At 60.1% G+C, this 22,517-nt stretch carries 20 protein-coding genes and 3 tRNA genes; 18 read left to right on the forward strand and 5 right to left on the reverse strand.

Annotated features, from left to right (window positions below; translation table 11 throughout):
• The first annotated feature begins 82 nt into the window (after positions 1 to 82).
• The 6 genes from sufC (at position 83) to EE36_RS13830 (ending at position 4,550) form a co-directional block, all read left to right on the forward strand.
• Positions 83 to 838 carry a Fe-S cluster assembly ATPase SufC gene (sufC, locus tag EE36_RS13805; RefSeq protein WP_005853235.1) on the forward strand — a complete coding sequence of 252 codons (756 nt, stop codon included), beginning with the start codon at positions 83 to 85 and terminating at the stop codon, positions 836 to 838.
• The gene (locus EE36_RS13810) at positions 838 to 2,121 is read left to right on the forward strand and encodes a SufD family Fe-S cluster assembly protein (RefSeq protein ID WP_005853237.1); all 1,284 of its coding nucleotides are present in this window, start codon (positions 838 to 840) and stop codon (positions 2,119 to 2,121) included. The genes sufC and EE36_RS13810 overlap by 1 nt, the downstream gene beginning before the upstream one ends.
• Positions 2,121 to 2,606, forward strand: a complete 486-nt coding sequence (locus EE36_RS13815; protein ID WP_005853239.1) for a hypothetical protein — start codon at positions 2,121 to 2,123, stop codon at positions 2,604 to 2,606. Before EE36_RS13810 ends, EE36_RS13815 begins: the two co-directional genes overlap by 1 nt.
• Complete coding sequence (locus EE36_RS13820) at positions 2,603 to 3,202, forward strand: Yip1 family protein (RefSeq protein WP_005853241.1); 600 nt, start codon at positions 2,603 to 2,605, stop codon at positions 3,200 to 3,202. The genes EE36_RS13815 and EE36_RS13820 overlap by 4 nt, the downstream gene beginning before the upstream one ends.
• On the forward strand, positions 3,195 to 4,415 hold the full coding sequence (locus tag EE36_RS13825; RefSeq protein WP_005853243.1) for a cysteine desulfurase: 1,221 nt from the start codon (positions 3,195 to 3,197) through the stop codon (positions 4,413 to 4,415). Before EE36_RS13820 ends, EE36_RS13825 begins: the two co-directional genes overlap by 8 nt.
• 58 nt (positions 4,416 to 4,473) lie before the next feature.
• Positions 4,474 to 4,550, forward strand: a tRNA-Arg gene (locus tag EE36_RS13830).
• 40 nt (positions 4,551 to 4,590) lie between these two features.
• Here EE36_RS13830 and EE36_RS13835 read toward each other — a convergent pair.
• The 4 genes from EE36_RS13835 to EE36_RS13850 all read right to left on the reverse strand — a co-directional run bounded on the left by EE36_RS13835 (position 4,591) and on the right by EE36_RS13850 (position 9,086).
• Positions 4,591 to 6,417 carry a histidine kinase N-terminal 7TM domain-containing protein gene (locus EE36_RS13835; protein WP_005853245.1) on the reverse strand — a complete coding sequence of 609 codons (1,827 nt, stop codon included), beginning with the start codon at positions 6,415 to 6,417 and terminating at the stop codon, positions 4,591 to 4,593.
• A gap of 301 nt (positions 6,418 to 6,718) precedes the next feature.
• Entirely contained in the window at positions 6,719 to 7,795 is a 1,077-nt protein-coding gene (locus EE36_RS13840; protein ID WP_005853246.1) for a methyltetrahydrofolate--corrinoid methyltransferase, read from the reverse strand.
• A 16-nt stretch (positions 7,796 to 7,811) separates the two neighbouring features.
• Positions 7,812 to 8,741: a methylenetetrahydrofolate reductase gene (locus tag EE36_RS13845; RefSeq protein ID WP_039912283.1), complete on the reverse strand. Its 930-nt coding sequence runs from the start codon at positions 8,739 to 8,741 to the stop codon at positions 7,812 to 7,814.
• A gap of 48 nt (positions 8,742 to 8,789) precedes the next feature.
• Positions 8,790 to 9,086 (reverse strand): virulence factor, encoded by a 297-nt coding sequence (locus EE36_RS13850; RefSeq protein WP_005853250.1) that lies wholly within the window; start codon positions 9,084 to 9,086, stop codon positions 8,790 to 8,792.
• 261 nt (positions 9,087 to 9,347) lie between these two features.
• Between EE36_RS13850 and EE36_RS13855 the strand changes: the two genes are divergently transcribed.
• The 10 genes from EE36_RS13855 (at position 9,348) to EE36_RS13900 (ending at position 18,051) form a co-directional block, all read left to right on the forward strand.
• The gene (locus EE36_RS13855; RefSeq protein ID WP_005853251.1) at positions 9,348 to 10,463 is read left to right on the forward strand and encodes a Ppx/GppA phosphatase family protein; all 1,116 of its coding nucleotides are present in this window, start codon (positions 9,348 to 9,350) and stop codon (positions 10,461 to 10,463) included.
• A complete protein-coding gene (locus tag EE36_RS13860) occupies positions 10,463 to 11,251 on the forward strand; it encodes an RlmE family RNA methyltransferase (protein WP_005853253.1) in 789 nt (262 codons plus the stop codon). The genes EE36_RS13855 and EE36_RS13860 overlap by 1 nt, the downstream gene beginning before the upstream one ends.
• Positions 11,252 to 11,500: 249 nt before the next feature.
• A complete protein-coding gene (locus tag EE36_RS13865; protein ID WP_005853255.1) occupies positions 11,501 to 14,362 on the forward strand; it encodes a monovalent cation/H+ antiporter subunit A in 2,862 nt (953 codons plus the stop codon).
• A gap of 1 nt (position 14,363) precedes the next feature.
• Positions 14,364 to 14,741: a Na+/H+ antiporter subunit C gene (locus EE36_RS13870; protein ID WP_005853256.1), complete on the forward strand. Its 378-nt coding sequence runs from the start codon at positions 14,364 to 14,366 to the stop codon at positions 14,739 to 14,741.
• Complete coding sequence (locus EE36_RS13875) at positions 14,738 to 16,384, forward strand: monovalent cation/H+ antiporter subunit D (protein ID WP_005853258.1); 1,647 nt, start codon at positions 14,738 to 14,740, stop codon at positions 16,382 to 16,384. The genes EE36_RS13870 and EE36_RS13875 overlap by 4 nt, the downstream gene beginning before the upstream one ends.
• A 1-nt stretch (position 16,385) precedes the next feature.
• Positions 16,386 to 16,877: a Na+/H+ antiporter subunit E gene (locus tag EE36_RS13880; RefSeq protein ID WP_005853260.1), complete on the forward strand. Its 492-nt coding sequence runs from the start codon at positions 16,386 to 16,388 to the stop codon at positions 16,875 to 16,877.
• Positions 16,874 to 17,143: a K+/H+ antiporter subunit F gene (locus EE36_RS13885; protein ID WP_005853262.1), complete on the forward strand. Its 270-nt coding sequence runs from the start codon at positions 16,874 to 16,876 to the stop codon at positions 17,141 to 17,143. The genes EE36_RS13880 and EE36_RS13885 overlap by 4 nt, the downstream gene beginning before the upstream one ends.
• Positions 17,136 to 17,495, forward strand: a complete 360-nt coding sequence (locus EE36_RS13890; RefSeq protein ID WP_005853264.1) for a Na+/H+ antiporter subunit G — start codon at positions 17,136 to 17,138, stop codon at positions 17,493 to 17,495. Before EE36_RS13885 ends, EE36_RS13890 begins: the two co-directional genes overlap by 8 nt.
• Before the next feature lie 186 nt (positions 17,496 to 17,681).
• Positions 17,682 to 17,758, forward strand: a tRNA-Asp gene (locus EE36_RS13895).
• A 216-nt stretch (positions 17,759 to 17,974) separates the two neighbouring features.
• Positions 17,975 to 18,051, forward strand: a tRNA-Asp gene (locus tag EE36_RS13900).
• Between the two features lie 74 nt (positions 18,052 to 18,125).
• Here the strand turns inward: EE36_RS13900 and EE36_RS13905 are convergent.
• Positions 18,126 to 19,502, reverse strand: coding sequence for a M20/M25/M40 family metallo-hydrolase (locus tag EE36_RS13905; protein ID WP_005853265.1), 1,377 nt, complete (start codon positions 19,500 to 19,502; stop codon positions 18,126 to 18,128).
• Between the two features lie 337 nt (positions 19,503 to 19,839).
• Here EE36_RS13905 and hemA point away from each other — a divergent pair, with 337 nt between their 5' ends.
• Together hemA and EE36_RS13915 are read left to right on the forward strand one after the other, a co-directional pair.
• Positions 19,840 to 21,063: a 5-aminolevulinate synthase gene (gene hemA, locus EE36_RS13910; RefSeq protein WP_005853267.1), complete on the forward strand. Its 1,224-nt coding sequence runs from the start codon at positions 19,840 to 19,842 to the stop codon at positions 21,061 to 21,063.
• Positions 21,064 to 21,180: 117 nt separating this feature from the next.
• Positions 21,181 to 22,425 (forward strand): helix-turn-helix domain-containing protein, encoded by a 1,245-nt coding sequence (locus tag EE36_RS13915; RefSeq protein ID WP_005853270.1) that lies wholly within the window; start codon positions 21,181 to 21,183, stop codon positions 22,423 to 22,425.
• The last annotated feature ends 92 nt before the right edge of the window (positions 22,426 to 22,517 follow it).

Consider the following 22,517-nt stretch of genomic DNA (forward strand, 5'->3'; position numbering starts at 1 on the left):
CCGATGACGGCCCCTCGACGGGGTTTTCATTCACTCAATTCACTGTCATTGCAGCGCCAAAGCGCAAGAAAAGGAACCCATCATGCTGAGCATCAAAGGCCTGAAGGTCAAACTGGAAGAAGAAGACAAGCAAATCCTGAAGGGTGTCGATCTGGAAGTCGAAGCCGGTAAGGTCCACGCGATCATGGGGCCGAACGGGTCCGGTAAATCCACGCTGTCCTATGTGCTGTCGGGCAAAGACGGCTACGAGGTCACCGAAGGCTCCGCCCATCTGGGTGACATCGACCTGCTGGACCTTGAGCCAGAAGAGCGTGCCGCCGCTGGCCTTTTCCTCGCCTTTCAATATCCTGTTGAAATCCCCGGCGTTGGCAACATGACTTTCCTGCGCACCGCTGTGAATGCGCAGCGCAAGGCCCGTGGCGAAGAAGAGATGTCTGCCGCGGAATTCCTCAAGGTTGTGCGCGCCCGCGCCAAAGAGCTGAAGATCGACGCTGACATGCTGAAGCGCCCCGTGAACATGGGCTTCTCGGGTGGTGAGAAGAAGCGTAACGAGATCTTGCAGATGGCGATGCTTGAGCCGAAAATGTGCATCCTCGACGAAACGGACTCCGGTCTGGACGTCGATGCGATGAAACTGGTCGCTGATGGCGTGAACGCACTGCGCACCGAAGGCCGTGGTTTCCTTGTAATCACCCACTACCAACGTCTGCTGGACCACATCAAACCCGATGTGGTGCATATCATGGCTGATGGCCGCATCATCAAGACCGGCGGACCCGAGCTGGCGCTGGAAGTCGAGAACAACGGGTATGCCGACATCCTGTCCGAGGTGGCGTAATGGCCGAAGCAGCGACACAACAAACCCCGACCGAGGCGTTGATCGCCACGTTGGACCTGCCCCAAGGGGGCTGGTCCGATGCGGCGCGCAAGGATGCGTTGTCCCGTCTGCAACAGGCAGGTCTGCCCGAGCGTCGTGACGAATACTGGAAATACACCCGCCCTGATACGCTGACCCAGCCGCAGGCGATCTCTGCCGCGGTGCGCGCGTCCGAAGACGTGGCCCTGTTTGATCAGATCGACCGGCTGAAGCTGGTGTTCGTCGACGGTGTGTTTGATGCCGATGCGTCGGACGATCTGGCGCTTGAGGGCATCACCATCGAACGGCTGGCCCAAGCGGATGCCGACCTGCATTGGGCGCGTGATCTTTATGGGACGTTGGAAAAGAACGGCCAGACGCCTGTGGCACGGCCCCTGGCGGCGCTGAACACGGCCTTTGCCGCGGATGGTGTGTTGATCCATGTAACAGACAAAGTCTCCAAGCCGGTGAATATCGTTTATCGCCGGACCTCGGAGACAGCGGATGTCATGCTGCACCACGTCGTCAAGCTGGACGCCGGCGCTGAATTCACGCTGCTGGAGAACGGCCCCGTCGCCGCGCGCTTTAACGGTGTGCTTGAGGTCGAAGTCGCGGATAACGCGTCTTTCCACCACGTGCGCGCCCAAGGCCGCGATCACGAACAACGTGCCGCGACGCATATCTTTACCCGTTTGGGGACTGAGTCCGCGTTCAAATCCTTTACCCTGACCGCCAATGGCGTGATGACGCGCAACGATTGCGTGATCGAGCTGACGGGTGACGATGCTGCGGCGCATGTCGCGGGGGCCTGTGTCGGTGATGGTGCGGATTTCCACCACGACGACACGGTGTTCATTACCCACGATGCGGTGAACTGCGAAAGCCGTCAGGTGTTCAAGAAGGTACTGCGCAACGGGGCGACCGGTGTGTTCCAAGGGAAGATCCTGGTCAAGGCCGACGCGCAAAAGACCGATGGCTACCAGATCAGCCAGTCGTTGCTGCTGGACGAAGACAGCCAGTTCCTTGCCAAGCCAGAGCTTGAGATCTACGCCGATGACGTGGCCTGTTCGCACGGCTCCACTTCGGGGGCGATCGATGAGGACGCGCTGTTCTATCTACGCTCGCGCGGTGTGCCGCATAATGTCGCGACGGATCTGCTGACCTTGTCCTTCCTGGCCGAGGCCGTGGAAGAGATCGAGGACGAGACCCTGCGCGAAGAGATCACCGCACGGCTTGCCGCGTGGCTTGAGCGGCACGCAGCCTGATGGCGGCGACACGCGATATCGTGGCCAGCTACCGCAACCCCGCCGCCGTTGTGCGGCGGTTGTTGGGGCAGGGCCCGCGGGAGGATCGCAACCTGGTCTATCTGATGGTCGCGTGTCTCATCTTTTTCGTGGCCCAGACCCCGCGTCTGGCCCGCGAAGCCCATGTCAACGGCACCGAGCTTGACATGCTGCTGGGGGCGACCCTGCTGGCATGGCTGTTCATCGCGCCGCTGATTTTCTACATGCTGGCGGCGGGGACGCAGATCATCCTTAGGGTGATGCGCGGTCGCCCCAGCGGCTATAGCACGCGTCTGGCGCTGTTCTGGGCCTTGCTTGCGTCCAGCCCGCTTGTGCTGTTGCACGGGCTGACGGCAGGGTTCGTCGGCGAAGGGATCGAATTGCGCATCGTCGGTCTGGTCTGGCTTTGCGTGTTTTTATGGTTTTGGATCAGCGGGTTGCTGGTCGCATATCGGACACGCTCATGAATGCCCCTGATACAAGATCGGTTCTGACCGAGCTGGTCGTGCTTAGCCTGCGCGACCCGCGTGCCGCCGCGAACCAGATCATGGGATGGCAGCTCGGGCGGGACGTGCTGTGGACCGCGCTGGCGCTGGCGGCGGCGATCAACACGTTGATCTTCTCGGTCAGTCTGGTGCTGCAACCGACGCCCGCGATGCCTGCGTTCTTTACCAGCCCGCTGGCGATGTTTGTCCTGCTCTCGGGCGTCTTGGTGATCACGACCCACGGGCTTTACTGGGCCGGGCGTGCGCTTGGGGGCGAAGGCGACCTTGGCGATGTGCTGGCACTGGTGGTGTTCTTGCAGGTCCTGCGCATCATCGCGCAGGTGGCGATTTTCCTGCTGATGTTCATCTCTCCGGGGGTGTCGGTGCTGGCATCCTTGGCGACGGGCCTGATCGGGCTTTGGATATTGGTCAACTTCATCGCCGCCGCCTTTAACTTTACCGGATTGGGCAAGGCTGTCGGCGTTTTGATGATTTCTATGGCGGCCATCGTTCTGGGGCTCAGCCTGCTTCTCTCTATCGTGGGCGTTGCCGCCCAAGGAGTGCTTCTTGATGTATGACCTAAACGCCATCCGCAGCGACTTTCCGATCCTGTCGCGCGAGGTGAACGGCAAGCCGCTGGTCTATCTCGACAATGGGGCCTCGGCCCAAAAGCCGCAGGTCGTGATTGATGCGATCAGCCGCTCGTACAGCCATGAATATTCCAATGTTCACCGCGGCTTACACTATCTTTCTAATCTCGCAACCGATCAGTATGAATCCGTGCGCGGCACCGTGGCGCGGTTCCTGAACGCGGGAAACGAGGATCACATCGTCTTTACCTCCGGCACGACAGAGGGGATCAATCTGGTCGCTTACGGTTGGGCCATGCCGAACCTGCAGGCAGGGGACGAGATCATCCTGTCGGTGATGGAACATCACGCCAATATCGTGCCGTGGCATTTCCTGCGCGAGCGTCAGGGCGTCGTGATCAAATGGGTCGATGTGGACGCCTCTGGCGCGCTTGATCCGCAAGCCGTGATCGACGCCATCACCCCCAAGACCAAGCTCATTGCCGTGACGCAGGTGTCGAATGTTCTGGGCACGGTGGTGGACGTCAAGGCGATCACCGCAGGGGCCCATGCCAAAGGGGTGCCCGTCTTGGTTGACGGGTCGCAGGCGGCGGTGCACATGCCTGTAGATGTGCAGGATATCGGCTGCGATTTCTACGCGATCACGGGTCACAAGCTTTATGGCCCCTCGGGGTCCGGCGCGATCTATATCAACCCCGATCGCATGGCCGAGATGCGCCCGTTTCTGGGCGGCGGTGATATGATCCGCGAGGTCACCAAAGACGGCGTCACCTATAACGATGCCCCGATGAAGTTCGAGGCGGGCACCCCCGGCATCGTGCAGACCATCGGCATGGGCGTGGCGCTGGATTATATGATGAACATCGGGATGCAGAATATCGCCGCCCATGAAGCATCCTTGCGCGATTATGCCGTGTCGCGTCTGTCGGGACTGAACTGGGTGCAGGTGCAGGGCACCACGCCGGACAAGGCCGCGATCTTCAGCTTTACATTGGACGGGGCGGCGCATGCGCATGATATCTCTACCATTCTTGATAAAAAGGGCGTGGCGGTACGTGCGGGTCAGCATTGTTGCGGGCCGCTGATGCAGCATCTGGGCCAGACCGCCACCTGCCGCGCGTCCTTCGGGATGTACAACACCAATGCCGAGATCGACACGCTGATCGAGGCGCTTGAACTGGCGCATGATTTGTTTGCGTGACCCAAGGCTGATTTTGTAATTGCAGGGGGCGGGTAGTCTGGCTATACCGCCCCTAGATGGACCCTTAGCTCAGCTGGATAGAGCGCTGCCCTCCGAAGGCAGAGGCCAGAGGTTCGAATCCTCTAGGGTCCGCCATCTTCTCTTGAATTAGATATGTTTGTGTGCGGCTTCGCCCTCAGACCTGCACGGCTTCTGGCGTGTCGCCTGTCGTTGCGGAGGTAGGGGTGTTGTCCTTGTTGCCAGCGGCTGACAGGATCACAGTGGGCTGCTGTGCGGCGACGGTGGTGAATTCCATGTGGAAGGTCGTGCCTTCGCCGACAACGCTGTCGTAGAACAATTTTCCCGACATCTGCCGGGCCAGCTGTTGCGAGATATGGAGCCCCAGACCGGACCCCTGTGTCGCATATTGTCCGCCGTTCTTGACCTGTTCAAAGCGCCCAAAGACCTGCCCCTCCATCCCCTCGGGGATGCCACGGCCGCTGTCCTTGATCGACAGGCGCACATGGCCGTTGCGGATGGATAGGCTGCCTTCAACGGTGCTGCCCTGTTCGGAGAATTTGATGGCGTTGGACACGAGGTTGTCGATGATCTGGCGGAGGGCAAAGGCGTCACCGGTGATCGTCGCGGTTTGATGGCCTTTCGGCAGCACGAGGTCGATCTTCTGCTCGGCGGCGAACATCTTGTTCTCTTCCAGGCTTTCTTTCAGTAGCGCCCCCAGATCGACCGGCAGCGCGTCAAGCGACAGCGCGTCCACGTCGATCTTTTGCGCCAGCAGGATGTTATCGACCAGACGGGACAGGCGCATCCCGTTGCGCTGCGCGATTTCGAGGGGGGAGCGGATGCGCGCGTCGATCTCGCCCAAACGCCCGCTTAGCGCCAGCGCCAACCCGCCCTTGAGCGAGGTAAGCGGCGTGCGCAGCTCGTGGCTGACGACAGAGATGAATTCGTCCTTGGCGCGGTTGGCCTCGTCGGCGCGCAGCAGCGCGTCTTCAAGGGCGCGGGTGATGACGATACGGTCGGTGATATCGACCAGCGTGATGCTCCACCCCAGAATGGCACCGTTCGGATCCAACGGGCTTTCGATTTCCTGAATACGCGGGTCATAGATGCGCTGTTCGATGGTCAGGGATGCGTCCGTCGTGCGGGGGCTGCGGGTGTCGATCTTGGCCAAAAGGGCGTCGGCTTCGCCCTTGGACAGGTTGCACAAGCCGCTGCGTTTCGCGGCAGAGTTCATCAACGTGACACGGCGGTTGTTGTCGATCAGGATCACCGGTTCGCTGGTCGTATTGAACAGGATCGACTGCCCGATCAACGCCATATCCATCGTCTTGTTTGTCAGCAGCATGAAGGTAAAGGCCAGGATACCGACGGTGAACATAAACGCCGTGGGGTCCAGCCCGAAGACGGTGAAGCCGAAAATAACGTAAGATGCATTGGCAGACAGCGGGGTGATCGTAACCACCGCCAGCATTGTCAGCAGCGGCCAGGCAGAGCGGCGGGCCCGGGCAAAGGCCTTGATCAGCGCATAGAAGGTCGCGCCGACGAAAGTATACAGCACGGCCGTGATCGCGAAGAATCCCGGCCCGTGGATATAGGTGATCTGCCGGTCACCGGGCAGGATGGTAGTCTCGGCGGTATAGACCAGCTGGTGCATACTATTGGTTGCGGCAAAGACAAAGCAGCCCACGGGCACCAGCACCAGCGCGGCCACCACACGCTTTTTCGACAGCCACTCGGCCTGATGCACATAGGCGAAGACAAAGAAGCACCACGCCACAGGTACCAGCGCATTGCCCAGCCATGCGACGACGGCCATGTCAAACTGACAGGCAAAGGACGGGGTGGAGGCTTCGGCCCCGACGGTGATCAGGGTCCAGATCATTGCGATGAAGGTCAGGGCGTAGAACCGCTTGCCGTGGAAGTGCTGGTATTTCAGCATGCAGACCATAACGACCGCGGCGACAGCGCTCACGCTTGCGGCAGCCCAGAACACGGGCTGCATTGCTACACCTTCAAAGCACGTTGTCATCAATTCACCCACGGACTGCGTCTTTGCAAAGCAATCTAGGCATACGGATGTGTTGAAACTTTGACAGAAGTTAGACAGTAGGCCCGTGCGTTCGGGGCCGTCGTTCTATGTCAAAGACAATACAAGGCATAGTATAGCTTTGTGCCGTGATCATGCGTGTGTGGGATGTGGGGTCAAGCGCTGGAGCGGTTAAACACTGGCCTGAACACAAAAGAAATCCCCGCAAAACCGTGGTTTGCGGGGATTTTGAACTTGGGGGTAGGGAGAATCCCCATTACCGGCGGCGGCCACCCTTGCGGCCGGCGCGCCCACGCCCCTCTTGACCGGCCTTGGGCGCGACCTTGTTGAACTTGATCCATTCGGTGCCGTGAGGGTCGCGGTCGAACAGGAAGTTGGCGGCGCGGATCGCCTCCATCTCTTTGCCGGGGGTGGGCTTGGTTGATCCCATCCCGAAGAGCGTCACAAAGGTTTCGTCGTCGATCTCGTCCGGCAGGATAATGCCCGCCGTCACCAGTTCGGCCTTCTTCTCGGCAATCTTGGTCTGGTTCACGGGCAGGGTGATCGGGTTCATGATCGCCGAGGTCATGCCAGCGCCCATTGCCATCGGCAGGAAAGCATTGTTGATGCCGTGACGGTTGGGCAGGCCAAAACTGATGTTGGAGGCACCACAGGTCGTGTTCACGCCCAGTTCCTCGCGCAGACGGCGCACAAGGGTAAAGACCTGATGCCCCGCGGTCGCCATTGCGCCGATGGGCATGACCAGCGGGTCGACCACGATATCATGGGCCGGAATACCGAAGTCGGCTGCGCGTTCTACGATCTTCTTGGCAACGTCGAAACGCACGTCGGGATCTTCGGAAATGCCCGTGTCGTCGTTCGAGATCGCAACCACAGGCACGTTGTATTTCTTGACAAGCGGTAGCACGAGCTCCAGCCGCTCTTCCTCGCCGGTGACCGAGTTCAGCAGCGGGCGTCCTTCACAGGCCTCAAGACCGGCTTCCAGCGCACCGGGGACCGAGCTGTCGATGCACAGCGGGATGTCGACGACGTTTTGCACGACGCGGATCAGTTCGGGCATCAGCATCGGTTCGACAAAGTTATTATCCGCATAGCGGGGGTCTTCGGCCATCTTGTTCGAGAAAACGGCACCCGAGTTCACGTCCAGAATATTCGCGCCCGCCGCGGCTTGTGCAATGGCGTCCGCCTCGACGCGGCTGAAATCGCCACGCTCCAGCTCTTCGGCGAGGATCTTGCGGCCGGTGGGGTTGATCCGCTCCCCGATCACGCAGAAGGGCTCGTCAAAGCCGATGATCGCTGTTTTTGTTTTGGATTCGACGACAGTTCTGGTCATGGTGTTCAGTCTTTCCTTAGACGGAGTTGGCTGGTTGAGCAGCGGGTCCGCCATTTTCAATGGCCCAATTGGCATTCGTCTTGATCCCACCCAGCGGGAAGAAATGCACATGGGTAATGTTGAAATCTGGGTTGGCAGCTTTGTGGGCGGCCAGTTCGGTGATCACATCTGTCGGCTCGTAGGGCAACAGCAGTTTGGTGACATCCATCGCGCGCTTTTGCAGCACCTTCAGCGAAGGGCCGACCCCGCAGGCGATGGCGAATTTGATCAGGGTTTGCAGCTTGGCGGGGCCTGCAATGCCGATGTGGATCGGCAGGTCGATGCCTGCGTGTTTCAGGCTATCGGCCCATTCGATGATCGGCTGCGCCTCGAAGGCGAATTGTGTCGCGATGGCCATCTTCGCGTCCGTCCGTTCGGAAAACCCCTGCTTCCAGCGCAGCGCATCGTCCACCCGCAGACGGGATCCATCGGTGTCGATGTCGCGGTTACCCTCGGGGTGGCCCGCGATGTGCAGCCGTTCAAACCCGTATTTGTCGAACAATCCGGTGTCCATCAACTGCATGGAGTCGCTGAAATCGCCTTGGGGCGTCGTGACGCCACCCGCCAGCAGCAAGGCTTGGCGTACGTCAGCCTCGCCCTGATACATGGCGATCCAGTTTTCCAGCGTGGCACGATCCTTGATGATGCGGGCGGGAAAATGCGGCATGACCTTGTAGCCGTCCGCACTAAGCCGCGCGGCTGTGGCGACCATGTCTTCGATCGGGGTGCCGTCGATATGCGCGATATAGACCCGTGTCCCCTCGGGCAGCAGATCGCGGAAGTCTTCGACCTTTTCCGCCGTGCGCGGCATCACCTCGATCGAGTAGTCGCGCAAAAAACCCGCGACCTCGGGGGTAGGCAGATCGGACACGGGGGCTTCTTTGCGCCGGAAGTTCAAAAGGGACATGAGCATTTCTTTCATGAAGGGATCAACTTTTGCACCGGCAACAGGCGGTCAGGCCCAGCCGTCATTGGCAATCAGCGTCTTGATGCGGTCACGGTCGAACTCTGCGTCGATGCGCGCGACCTCTGCATCGGCCACGGCGTCGGGTTCGCCGTCGACCGTATAGGGATCGGCCTTGCGCCATTCGGCCAGATAGGCATCGCTGTCATCCGCGCCGATTTTCATTGCGGCGCGGTCGATGGCCTGTTCGAACCGTTCGGGCAGCGGACGCTTGGACCCGCGACGGCCTTTGCCGACGATGACCTGCGCAGGAATATCACGCCAATAGACGATGGTAACTTCGGGCATGATTGATTCCTCTGCTGTGCTTGTTTTTCTTAGCGGCTGTTGATCTGTCCCCGTCGCCGTTTTTCGACATTCAGAACGGCGTCTGCGACGTGGTCACACTACAGCGCGCAACCGCGACAGGCGAGGGGGGCGGGGCGTCTTAATTCTCAAGATGGTTGTGAGGGCGACTATAAGCTTACGCTGCCGGATCTCTGGTTTCCCGCTTGCCCCTTGCCCGCAGAAACATTACCTTGGGGGCAACTCAATATGAAAGGCGCAATCATGGCGCCACAGCGTCCCAAAGGTGCGGGCGCGCTCGATGTACCGCCGGCTCTGAGCCCCGCGCCAGTTCCGCCCAGATCGACCGAACTTTATGCGGCCCTTGATCTGGGCACAAATAGTTGTCGCATGCTGATCGCACAGCCAAAAGGCAGCGGTTTCCATGTCGTCGATAGCTTCTCGAAGTCCGTCCAGCTTGGGGCGGGGCTTGAGAAAACCGGGCGATTGTCGCGCGGATCGATGACGCGTACCATTCAGGCATTGCGGATTTGCCAGCAAAAGCTGCGCCGTAACAAGGTGCGGCGGATGCGGCTTGTCGCGACCGAGGCGTGCCGCCGTGCCGCCAACGGTGCGGAATTCATGCAGCGTATCCAGCGCGAGACAGGGCTCAAGCTTGATATCATCAAGCCCGAGGAAGAAGCCCAGCTTGCCGTGATTTCCTGCGCGCCGCTGGTGAACCGCAAGACCCACAACCTGCTGGTGGTGGATATTGGCGGCGGTTCGACCGAATTGGTCTGGATCGACATCTCTAAGGTGCCAAAGGCGGATCGTGCGCAATCCATCATGCGGCTGCATGGGGGCTTCCATCAGGCGAAAACAGACGTGCCCGCCGCGCGTGTGGTCGACTGGATCAGCGTGCCCCTGGGCGTGGCGACCCTGCGCGATCAATTCTCTGACGTAGAAGACGACGCCGCACGCTTTGCCTTGATGAGCTGGTTCTTCGAGGAGAACCTGACCGACTTCACCCCCTATCAGTCGATCCAATCGCAGGACCATTTCCAGATTGTCGGCACCTCGGGCACGGTCACCACTGTTGCTGCCAGCCATTTGGGGCTAAAGCGCTACGACCGGACAAAGGTGGACGGGCTTCGCATGACCTCGGCGCAGATCGACAAGGTGATCCATTCCTATCTGGCGATGGGGCCGGGAGGGCGGCGTGCCGATCCGCGTATCGGGCTGGACCGTCAGGCGTTGATCATGTCAGGGGCCGCGATTTTGCAGGCGTTGATGCGGTGCTGGCCGACGGATAGATTAAGTGTTGCAGACCGTGGTCTGCGCGAGGGGCTGCTATATGCCCAGATGAGCGCGGATGGCGTTTTGGAAGAAGGATTAGGCTGATGGCGAAAACTCCGACAGGCAAGACGCCCACGGGCGGTGCGTCGGGCGGGAAGACCCCCACTGGCAAGAATACATCAGGGCGCGGCCAGCGTGACCTCAAGGTCAAGGTCAAGTCGGCCCGCGGGCGCAAACTAAGCTCGACCCGTTGGTTGCAGCGCCAGTTGAACGATCCTTATGTCAAACGCGCCAATGCCGAAGGGTATCGCGGGCGCGCGGCTTACAAGATCATGGAGCTGGACGACAAATACCGCTTTCTGGTGCCCGGTGCGCGGGTGGTCGACCTTGGCGCGGCCCCCGGTGGCTGGTGTCAGGTCGCGGTCAAACGCTGTAACGTTCTGGGCGAGAAAAAGGGCAAGAATGTCGGCACCATTCTCGGGATCGACCTGCAAGAGATGGAGCCGATTGCAGGCTGCGAATTGCACCAGCTTGATTTCATGGAAGACGACGCGGACGAGATCGTCAAAGGCTGGCTGGGGGGCAAGGCCGATGTCGTGATGTCCGACATGGCGGCGTCAAGCTCGGGTCACAAGCAGACCGACCACAACCGGATCATCGCGCTGTGCGAAGCTGCGGCCTATTTTGCTTTTGACGTGCTTGAGGATGGCGGCACGTTTGTCGCGAAAGTGCTGGCCGGCGGGGCGGAGGGCGACTTGCAACAGCTCCTCAAACGTCGGTTTACCAAGGTCGCCAATATCAAACCTCCCGCCAGCAGGTCCGACAGTTCCGAGAAATTCGTGGTCGCCACCGGTTTCAAAGGGGCGCTACCCGAAGACCAGGAGAATCTGTAGGCCCCGCACCGCCCCAAGGCGCGCGGAATTATCAAATGTGATGCGGCAGTTAGACGACTGCCGCATTTTTTTGTGCGGTGGAAGCGGTTGGTCTCTTACATATTCGTGAAATGGACCTAAATTGGATCATCGCGCCGCGGCAAAGTTCAATTGCTGCGACAAGAAGCCCTCATAAATCCGTATTTTTCCATCGCAATTTGCGAAAAGAGGGCTGGTCGTTTTGGCGTGGCTCATGACATAGTTGCGGCCATGTCTTTGTTCCTGATTATAGCCCTCCCGTTTCTTGGCGCCTTGCTGCCCGGCCTGATGTATCAGGCAGGCCGTCAAAGCTGCTTTTTGGTGACCTTTCTGGTGACGGCCTGCGCCGCGATCGGCCTTGCGACACATGCACCGGCCGTTCTTGCAGGCGAGGTCGTGACCGCCAGCCTCTCGTGGCTGCCGCAGCTGGGGTTGAACGTGAACCTGTTCCTCGACCCGCTGGGGTTGATGTTCGCGGGGCTGATCCTTGGGATCGGGATGCTGATCATCCTTTATGCGCGGTTCTATCTGTCGCGTGACGACAATATGGGCGCGTTCTTCACCTATTTGCTGCTGTTCCAAGGCGCGATGGTCGGGATTGTTCTTTCGGATAACATCTTGATGTTGCTCATTTTCTGGGAGCTGACGTCGCTGTCGTCCTTCCTGCTGATCGGGTTCTGGAAGCATCTGCCCGAAGGGCGCCAAGGCGCGCGGATGGCGTTGACCGTGACGGGGATGGGCGGTCTGGCGATGATCGGTGGCATGCTGCTACTGGGGCAGATCGTGGGCAGCTATGACCTGACCGTGATCCTTGAGAACCGCGAGCTTATTCAAGCGTCGCCGTTGTATCTGCCTGCGCTGATCCTGATCCTGCTGGGCTGTTTCACCAAATCCGCGCAGTTCCCTTTTCACTTCTGGCTGCCGCACGCGATGGCGGCCCCGACGCCTGTGTCGGCCTATCTGCACTCTGCCACGATGGTGAAGGCGGGGTTGTTCCTGATGGCGCGCATGTGGCCGGTGCTGTCGGGCACTGAAATCTGGATCGTGCTGGTCTGCTCTGCCGGGTTGATCACGATGGTGCTTGGCGCGCTGATCGCGATTTTCAAAAATGACCTCAAGGCGCTGCTGGCGTTTTCCACTGTGTCGCATCTGGGGCTGATCACCTTCCTGCTGGGCACGGGCACCTCATTTGGGGCGATGGCGGCGGTGTTTCACATTCTGAACCACGCGAGCTTTAAGGCCGCCTTGTTCATGAGCGCCGGCATCGTGGATCACGCGGTGCATACCCGCGATATGACCCGACTGGGGGGCTTGCGCCGTCTGATGCCGATCACCTTCGCGATTGCCACGTTGGCCGCATTGTCGATGGCGGGTATCCCGTTGCTGAACGGGTTCTTGTCAAAAGAGATGATGCTGGAAGAGGCGCTGCACACCACGCTGTTCGGCTCGCCCTATCTGGTGGCGGCAGTGGCGACGCTGGGGGCGCTTTTCTCGGCCGCGTATAGCTTCCGGTTTATTGCGCATACCTTCCTGGGCAAAGAGCGGAACGATTACCCCGCCAAACCCCACGATCCCGAGTTTGGCCTGTGGATTTCCCCCGCCTTGCTGATCATCCCCGTGATCGTCATCGGTATGGCACCGTTTCTGGCGGAACCCTTTGTGCGCACCGTGACCCAAGCGGTCATCGGCTCTGCTGCCGAGATGCCAAGCGCGCATATCAAGCTGTGGCACGGCTTCGTGCCCGCGCTCGGCATGTCGGCGATTGCTGTGGTGGGTGGTTTGCTGCTGCTCGCCGCCTTCGGCCCGCTGGCGCGTCTTTGGGCCGCCACACCGCGCCCCGAGGCCAAGGACATCTTTGACCGTATCATCGCCGCGGCCGTGGGTCTTGCCGGTCTGGTATCGGAGCGTCTGCACAACGGGTCCTTTACCCGCTACGCCGCCGTCTTCGTGACCGCCGTCGTCGCCATCGGGGCCCATGCGTGGTTTACCGGCACCGATGGCGCCCCCGCGCGCGAGATGCTGCCCATCACGCCCGTCGGCTTTGCCGGTTGGCTGATGCTGATGATCGCGACGGGTTTCCTCGTGACGGTACATCGCAACCGTCTGGCGGTTCTGATCCTGATGGGGATCATCGGCTTGATGGTATCGGTCGGGTTCAACTATTTCTCGGCCCCCGATCTGGCGCTCACGCAGATCTCGGTCGAGGTGGTGACGATTGTCCTGTTGTTGCTGGCGCTCAACTTCATGCCCAACAGCACACCTAAGGAAAGCACCATTCTGCACCGCAGCCGTGATATCGTGGTATCGGTTGTGGCAGGGCTGGCGGCAGCCGGCCTGATCTATTCGATCCTGATGTCGGATTTCCCGATTGCCTCTATCGCTGACTACCACCTTGCCAATTCCTACAAAGGCGGCGGCGGCACCAATGTGGTCAACGTGATCCTCGTGGATTTCCGTGGCTTCGACACCTTTGGCGAGATCATCGTTCTGGGGATCGCCGCGCTGGTCATCTATGCGCTGACAGAGGCGCTGATGTCCGGCCCTGTGCGCGCGCGTCTGCTGAACCGTGGCTATGAGGAAGAGCGCGCAGGCGATGCGCATCCGCTGATGATGGTGGTGCTGACACGCGTGTTGATGCCTGTCGTTCTGCTGGTCGGTGTCTATATCTTCCTGCGCGGTCACAACGAACCGGGCGGTGGTTTTGTCGCCGGTCTGGTGGTCGCGATCGCGGTCGTGATGCAATATATGGCCAGCGGCTTTGCCTGGGCGGACAAGCGCCAGCGCTATCATTACCACGGGATCATCGGGGCAGGGGTGCTTTGCGCTGGTCTGACCGGTATCGGTGCGTGGTTTGCCGGTGCGCCGTTCCTGTCCTCTGCCTTTGGCTACTTCCGCATCCCCCCGATGGAGAAATTCGAGCTCGCCACCGCTATGGGCTTTGACCTTGGGGTCTTCCTCGCCGTCGTCGGCGCGGTGATGCTGTCGCTGGAAAGCTTCTCGCGCTTGGGCCGTCGCGCCGGCATCGAGGAAAGCGAACACGCAATGGATATCGACCCGTCACGGGATGAACCGAAAACCGAGACGGAGACCTGATATGGAGCTTTTAGTCGCGTCCGCCATTGGCGTTCTCACTGCTGCCGGGATCTATTTGATCCTGCGTCTGCGTACCTTTCCCGTGATCATCGGCACCTCGCTGATCAGCTATGCGGTCAATGTATTCCTGTTCGCCTCCGGGCGGCTGGCGTTGAACGCCCCGCCGATCCTGCGCGACGGGGTCGAGGTCTATACCGATCCGCTGCCCCAAGCGCTGGTGCTGACGGCGATCGTGATCTCCTTTGGGATGACAGCCGTGGTCGTGATGATCGCGGTCGGGTCCTACCTCAGCGCGGGCGATGATCTGGTCAACGAACCCGACACGCTGGCCGGAGCCGATACCGCAGAACCCTCCCCACGCGGAGGAGGCCCGGCATGACCCATTGGCTTATTCTTCCGATCGTTCTGCCAGCCATGCTGGCGGCGTTCATGGTGCTGGCCGCGCGCTATCACCTGCTGATCCAACGGGTGCTGTCCCTTACGGGCACGCTGGGGTTGCTGGCACTGGCGCTTGGGCTGTTCTGGCAGGCCTCTGACGGGACGGTCAGCTTGTACCAGCTTGGCAGCTGGGCGGCACCTTTCGGTATCGTACTGGTCGCGGATCGTCTGTCGACGCTCATGGTCCTGCTGACCTGTGTGCTGGCCCTGCCGGTGCTGCTTTATGCGATCGGGTCGGGCTGGGATAACCGTGGGCGGCATTTTCATCCGCTGTTCCAATTCCAGCTTATGGGGATATTGGGGGCCTTCCTGACGGGTGACGCCTTCAACCTGTTCGTTTTCTTCGAAGTGTTGCTGATCGCCTCTTACGGGTTAATGATCCACGCGGGCGGGCAACGGCGTCTGCGCGCGGGGACGCAATATGTGCTGTATAACCTGCTGGGCTCGACCCTGTTCCTCTTTGCCCTTGGCACGATCTATGCCGAGACAGGCACGCTGAACATGGCCGATCTGGCGATGCGTGTGGCGACGCTTGATGCGGGCGATGGTGCGGGTATTCGCGTCGCGGCCGTGCTGTTGCTGCTGGTCTTTGCGGTCAAGGCCGCGATCCTGCCGCTGCATTTCTGGCTGCCCGCCAGCTATAGCGAGGCACCGGCTCCTGTGGCGGCGCTCTTCGCGATCATGACCAAGGTCGGGGCCTATTGTATCATCCGGTTCTACACGCTGGTTTTCCCCCCCGATCTTGAGATCACGCAGGGGCTGTTTGATGTCTGGCTGATGCCCGCCGCGCTGCTGACCGTCGCCCTTGGTATGGCGGGCGTGTTGGGGGCCAAAAGAGCCGACCGCATGGTCGCGTTCTCGGTGATCGGGTCGATGGGCATGCTGCTGGCCGCCGTGTCGGTCTTTACCCCCGCCGGAATTTCCGCCGCCCTTTATTATGCGATCCATTCCACTTTTGCCGCCGCAGCGCTGTTCTTGCTGATCGACGTGATCCGCAGCCGTCGCGGCGCGGCCGAGGTGTCCTTTGTCGATGCGCCGCCGCTGGCAGGTGGGGCGCTTGTCGCGGGTATGTTCTTTGTCGCGGCGATAGCCATGACCGGTCTGCCGCCGCTCTCGGGCTTTCTGGGCAAGCTGCTGATCCTTGACGCGGCACGCAGCGCTGATCTGATGTGGTGGGTCTGGGGTGTGATCCTTGTCGGGTCGCTGATCGCGGTTGTCGGTTTTTCCCGCGCGGGAAGCCAGATTTTCTGGAAAGCGCACCAGTCCGCCCCAGAGCCAGCCGAGGGTGATGAGGCACCGGTCGTTGCCGAGGGGCAGGGCGTCTTGCCGATGGTGGCCATTGGCGGGCTGCTGGCCCTGCTTGTCGCGCTGACCGTTGCGGCGGAGCCCATGACCCGCGTGCTGAATGCGACCGCTGCCCAGCTGTTCAACCCCGAACGCTATCTTGCGGTGGTCCTGACCACGCCGGGTAAAGAGATCACGGACCATTACGCAGAGGATGACCACGGCGATGCCGAAGGATCAGCCGATGCGACAGAGGACCACGGCGCAGAGGATGCCGCCGCACCAGAAAAGGATCACTGATATGTTGTCCCGACTGCTTCCGCACCCGATGCTGACGGCGATCCTCGCGATTGCATGGTGTCTGCTGGTCAATGAAATCAAGCTTGGCACCATTGTCTTTGGTGTCATTCTGGGGCTGCTGATCCCGATTGCCACCGCGGCCTATTGGCCTGACCGCCCGCCGGTCGCGAAACCGGTCAAGCTTCTGGGCTATCTGATCATGGTCATGTGGGATATTCTGGTCGCCAACGTCGTGGTTGCGATGATCGTCCTGTTCAAGTCCAACAAGAACATGCGCCCCGCCTGGGTCGTGATCCCGCTAGAACTGCGCACCCCCGAGGCGATCACCATGCTGGCGGGGACAATCACCCTCACGCCCGGTACGGTGTCGGCGGATGTGTCTGAAGACGGGAAAGCTTTGCTGGTCCATGCGCTGGATGCTGAAAACCCTGACGCGGTGCGTGACGATATCAAACAGCGCTACGAGCGTCGCCTGAAGGAGATTTTCGAATGATTCTGATTGCTCTGAATATCGCCTTTGTCGCTGTCGCGGTCTCGCAACTTCTGGCGATGCTGCGGTTGTTGAAAGGCCCCAATACCGGCGACCGTATCCTGTCGCTGGATACGATGGTGGTGAATGCGATTGCCCTGATCATCCTGCTGGGGATGCGTTTGGGCACCGACATCTATTTTGAAAGTGCGATGATCTTTGCCATGCTTGGCTTTGTGTCGACCGTGGCCATCGCGCGCTTTGTGCTGCGAGGTGATATCATTGAGTGATCTACCCCTAATCCCCGAAATCATCATCTCGGCCCTGCTGATTGTGGGCGGGTTCTTTACCCTTGTCGGTTCCATCGGCCTGATCAAGCTCGACAACTGCATGTCCCGTCTGCACGCGCCGACCAAAGCATCGACACTGGGCGTGGGGTCGCTGCTGATGGCGGCGATGATCTATTCCTTCGTCTCCGGCACAGGGTCCCTGCACGAGATTCTGGTAATGGCGTTCTTGTTCGTCACAGCCCCCATTACCGGCAATTTCATCGCCAAGGTGAATTTGCACCGGCTGCATCAGACCAAGGATATGCCGCCAGCGCCCAGTGATCATGTCTGGGGCACATACTCCGATAAATAAGCCAAGCCCGCGCCCCAAAGCGCGGGTTTTTTCTTGGGCGCAAGGTAGGTCGGGCAGGGCGTCTGACGGCGGATCAAAGAAAATTTCAATTTTCCTGCCGATCCATGCAAAACCCCGCTTGACGCCATCGCGAGCAAACCCTATCACCACCAAACGCTTCGACGGCAACGACGAAGTACGCAGTGGGCGGTTGTAGCTCAGTTGGTTAGAGTACCGGCCTGTCACGCCGGGGGTCGCGGGTTCGAGCCCCGTCAACCGCGCCACCGCTGCATTTTATCAGATATTTTGATAACAAGCACACGCCCTTCGGGGCGTGGTTTGCTTGTGCGTTCAGGCCAGTGATTTCCGCCACGAGCAGGGGATTTCCGGTGCTGATTCATGCGCAAAATGCCGTGGTGAAAATTTCCAAAATTCTTTGTAGTTTTCTGCGGTTAATCGCTTGACGCTCTGCGCTGGTTATCTTATTCCGCCCTTACTGCGCGGTTGTAGCTCAGCTGGTTAGAGTACCGGCCTGTCACGCCGGGGGTCGCGGGTTCGAGCCCCGTCAACCGCGCCACTTCTCCCTTTTTAGATTTCTGATTTACCTCGTCCTAAAAAGGGAAAAGCGGGCCGTTAGGCCCGCCCGTTTGCTTACGTCATCGCATCCAGAATACGTGCCCAGCTTCGGATTCCCTTGTGGAAGCTTTCGAGGTCGTATTTCTCGTTCGGGGAGTGGATGGCGTCGTCGTCTTTGCCGAATCCGATCAGCACCGGCGTGGTATCCAGAATTTTCTGGAAATGCCCCGCAATGGGAATCGATCCGCCACATCCGACATAGGCAGCGGGAACATTCCATTCATCGGTCAGCGCTTTGCGGGCATCTTCGAATGCGGGGGCGGTGGTCTCGAAGACCGATCCTTTGCTCGACCCGTGGGCGTGGAACGTCGCTTCGCAGTCCTCGGGTATCATGTCGGTTACCATCTTGCGAAAGCTTTCGCGGATGACGTGAGGGTCCTGGGTGCCCACCAGACGGAAGCTGATCTTGGCGTGGGCCTGCGAGGGCAGCACGGTCTTGAAACCGGCACCTGTGTATCCGCTCCACATGCCGTTGACCTCGCAAGTGGGGCGCGACCAGATCATCTCGATCGGCATGCGGTCCTGTTCGCCGGCGGGTTTCGACAGGCCCACATCGCCAAGGAAGCTGTCATGATCAAAGGCAAGCCCTTGCCACTGCGCCTGAATATCGTCGGGCAGTTCTGGCACCCCGTCGTAGAAACCGGGCACCGTGATGCGGCCCGTGTCATCGTGCAGGGAGGCGATGACCTTGGACAGGACGCGCGCGGGGTTCATCGACACGCCGCCGTACATGCCAGAGTGCAGGTCAAGATCAGGGCCGGTGATGGTGACCTCTTCGCCCATCAAGCCGCGCAGCATCGTCACGATCGATGGCACCTTGGACTGGAACATGCCTGTGTCGCAGATCATCGCGTAATCGGCGCGCAGCTCGTCGGCATTCTCTTCCATAAAGGGCACCAGCGACGGGGAGCCTGATTCTTCCTCGCCCTCGAAGAAGAAGGTCATGCGGCAGGGGAAGTCGCCATTGACCGCTTTCCACGCGCGCAGCGCCTCGACAAAGGTCATCAGCTGGCCCTTGTCATCTGCGGCACCGCGTCCGCGGATCACGCGGCCTTTTGCAGTGTCCTCGACGGCGGGATCAAAGGGATCGCGGTGCCACAGGTTCAGCGGATCGACAGGCTGGACGTCATAGTGACCGTAGAACAGGATATGCGGCTTGTCGGCGGGGCCGTCCACATGACCCACCACCATCGGGTGACCGGGGGTGGGGCGTTTGGTGGTTTTGATACCGATGCTGTTCAGATCTTCGACCAGCCAATCGGCGGCGCGGTCGCAGTCTTCCTTGAACGCGGGGTCAGTCGAGATTGAGGGGATGCGCAGCAGATCGAGCAGCCGGTCGGTGGCCGCATCCAGATCATGATCGATCCGTGCCAATACGTCGGGTAGGGACATGGGGGTAAACCTTTCTGTCAGGGTGAAGATTGCCGCGACCGTATCAGCGCGCTTGGCCGTGTCCAGTGGTCCGCCCGAGGTGCCCGCAGCTTGCGCGCCATACCGCGTGAGAATCGCTTGAGAATCAGGCCTTTGACGCAAGCGGGACAGCGTGCAGGTTTCCGATGCGCGACATCCGACTGCGATGCGATGCGCCCCGGGGCGGCACCTGCGACAATCGGTTCCTATTAAGGCATTGAATTGAATGGCTCTAAACTATATTCATTCTAAAGCACGAATATGGCGAATGATCCGGTTGCCTTTGCTGGTCCCGCCACCGACGAAGGAGCAAGGCGCAATGGACTATACCAAACAGCTTGATCAGGCGATTGACCGGCTGCACGAGGAAGGTCGCTACCGCACCTTCATCGACATTGAACGCCGCAATGGTCAATTCCCCCACGCTGTCTGGACCCAACCCGACGGGCAAGAGAAGAATATCACCGTCTGGTGCGGGAATGATTACCTAGGGATGGGGCAAAACCCTGTCGTTCTGGCCGCGATGCACGAAGCACTTGATGCGACAGGTGCAGGGTCGGGCGGGACGCGCAATATCTCGGGCACCACGATTTACCACAAACGTCTTGAGGAAGAGCTGTCGGATCTGCACGGGAAGGAAGCCGCCTTGCTGTTCACCAGCGCCTATATCGCCAATGACGCGACGCTCAGCACGCTGCCCAAGTTGTTTCCCGGCCTTATCATCTATTCCGACGAGCTGAATCACGCGTCGATGATCGAAGGAGTTCGCCGTAATGGCGGGGCCAAGCGTATCTTCCGCCATAACGATGTGGAGCACCTGCGCGCGCTTATGGCTGCCGATGATCCCGCCGCACCCAAGCTGATCGCCTTTGAATCTATTTACTCGATGGATGGCGATTTCGGCCCGATCGAGGCGATTTGCGATATTGCCGATGAATTCGGCGCGTTGACCTATATCGACGAGGTCCACGCCGTGGGGATGTACGGCCCGCGTGGGGCAGGGGTCGCCGAGCGTGATCGCCTGATGCATCGGCTGGATATTATCAACGGAACGCTGGCCAAGGCCTACGGCGTGATGGGTGGCTATATCGCGGCCTCGGCCAAGATGTGCGACGCCATCCGGTCTTACGCGCCGGGGTTCATCTTTACCACGTCCCTGCCGCCAGCGGTTGCCGCCGGTGCTGCGGCCTCGGTCGCCTACCTCAAGACCGCGCCCGAACTGCGCGAGAAGCACCAGCAGCAGGCCAAAGTGCTGAAACTGCGGCTCAAGGGATTGGGTCTGCCGATCATTGATCACGGCAGCCATATCGTCCCTGTGATTGTCGGAAACCCCGTACACACCAAGATTCTGTCGGATCGCCTGCTGGAGGATCACGGTATCTATGTGCAGCCGATCAACTTCCCCACCGTGCCCCGCGGGACAGAGCGTTTGCGCTTTACCCCGTCGCCCGTCCATGGCCCGCTGGAAATCGAAGGGCTGGTCCACGCGATGGACGCTTTGTGGTCCCATTGTGCGCTGAATCGTGCCGAAATGGCGGGGTGACCCCGAATATTTCGTATAGTCCGTTGATTTATGCTACCGATATCGAAAGAAAAGCTTAATCTCGAATCAACATGTTGTTTCGATTAAGGGCAGCGGGCATAGCTACGGGACATTTTTATGATTGGGCGGTGGTCTTCCAAGTCGGCAGATAACGAGCAAGTTGAAGCCAAAGGTTTCGACGCGTTCGACTTGCGCCTTGGTGACCTGATGCGCGGTGAACGCGCGACGCTTGGTAAATCCCTGCTGGATGTCCAACGCGAGCTTCGGATCAAAGCCTCCTACATTGCCGCGATCGAAAACGCCGACCCGGAAGCCTTTGATACACCTGGATTTATTGCCGGTTACGTGCGGTCTTATGCGCGCTATCTGAACATGGATCCAGACAAGGCGTTCGCGGCCTTCTGCGCTGAATCGGGTTTTGCCGTGGCGCATGGCATGTCCTCTAAAGCGTCGGTTGTTAAAAAGCCCACCCGCGAAGAGCGTATGACCCGCAATGGCGAGAGCGATATTTTTGCCCGCCCTGCGACGCCCTTCACACCCGTCGGTGATTCCCTTCTGGCGCGAATAGAGCCCGGTGCTTTGGGCTCGCTGCTGGTGCTCGTCGCTTTGATCGGCGGGATTGGCTATGGCGGGTGGAGCGTGCTGAAAGAAGTGCAGCGCGTGCAGGTCTCTCCGGTGGATGAAACCCCTGTTGTGCTGTCTGACCTTGATCCGCTGCAAGGCGCACTTGCCTCCGCCCCCGAAACGACCGAAGACCCCGATGCGCCGACCGCGATGGCTGTGCCACGTTCCGACGCGCTGGACCGGCTTTATCGTCCTGCCGCACTGGATGTGCCTGTTCTGGTCGCGCGGGATGCGCCGATTTCCTCGATTGATCCGCGCAGTATCGGCAGCTTTGCCTCGACCTCTCCTTCGCCTTCCGTCGGGGATGCGCTGCGCACCGCAGAGAATACCGTGGTCCAACGGGATTCGCCCGAGGTACTGCCGGGTGCCGTGCCGCAGGTGGTCGAAGGGCCCGCGCCGCAGTTGCGTATGGTTGCAGCCTATCCATCTTGGGTGCGTGTACGCGCCGCAGATGGCAAGGTTATCTTTGAAGGCATCATGAACAAGGGCGACAGCTGGGATATCCCCGCGACCGAAGAGCCCCCGACGCTGCGCACCGGCGAATCCGGCGCGCTGTATTTCGCGATGGACGGGCAGTATTTCGGGCCTGTTGGCGATCGGGGTGCTGTGACGTCGAACCTGCCGCTGCACCGTCAGGCGCTGGCGGAGCTTTACGAGCCAGCCGTAATGGAAGAGAATTCCGCGCTCGCGACAATGGTGGCCGAGCTGAAGAATGCGGCGACTTCGCCGACGGAATAAGCCGGATACCATTGCAACAACGCGACGGGCTGAATAGGTGTAGGGCGAACCGAACCTGACAGACCCTTCGACTGTTTTATTGCCAAAGGTAG

This window comes from Sulfitobacter sp. EE-36 (assembly GCF_000152605.1).
Lineage (GTDB): Bacteria > Pseudomonadota > Alphaproteobacteria > Rhodobacterales > Rhodobacteraceae > Sulfitobacter > Sulfitobacter pontiacus.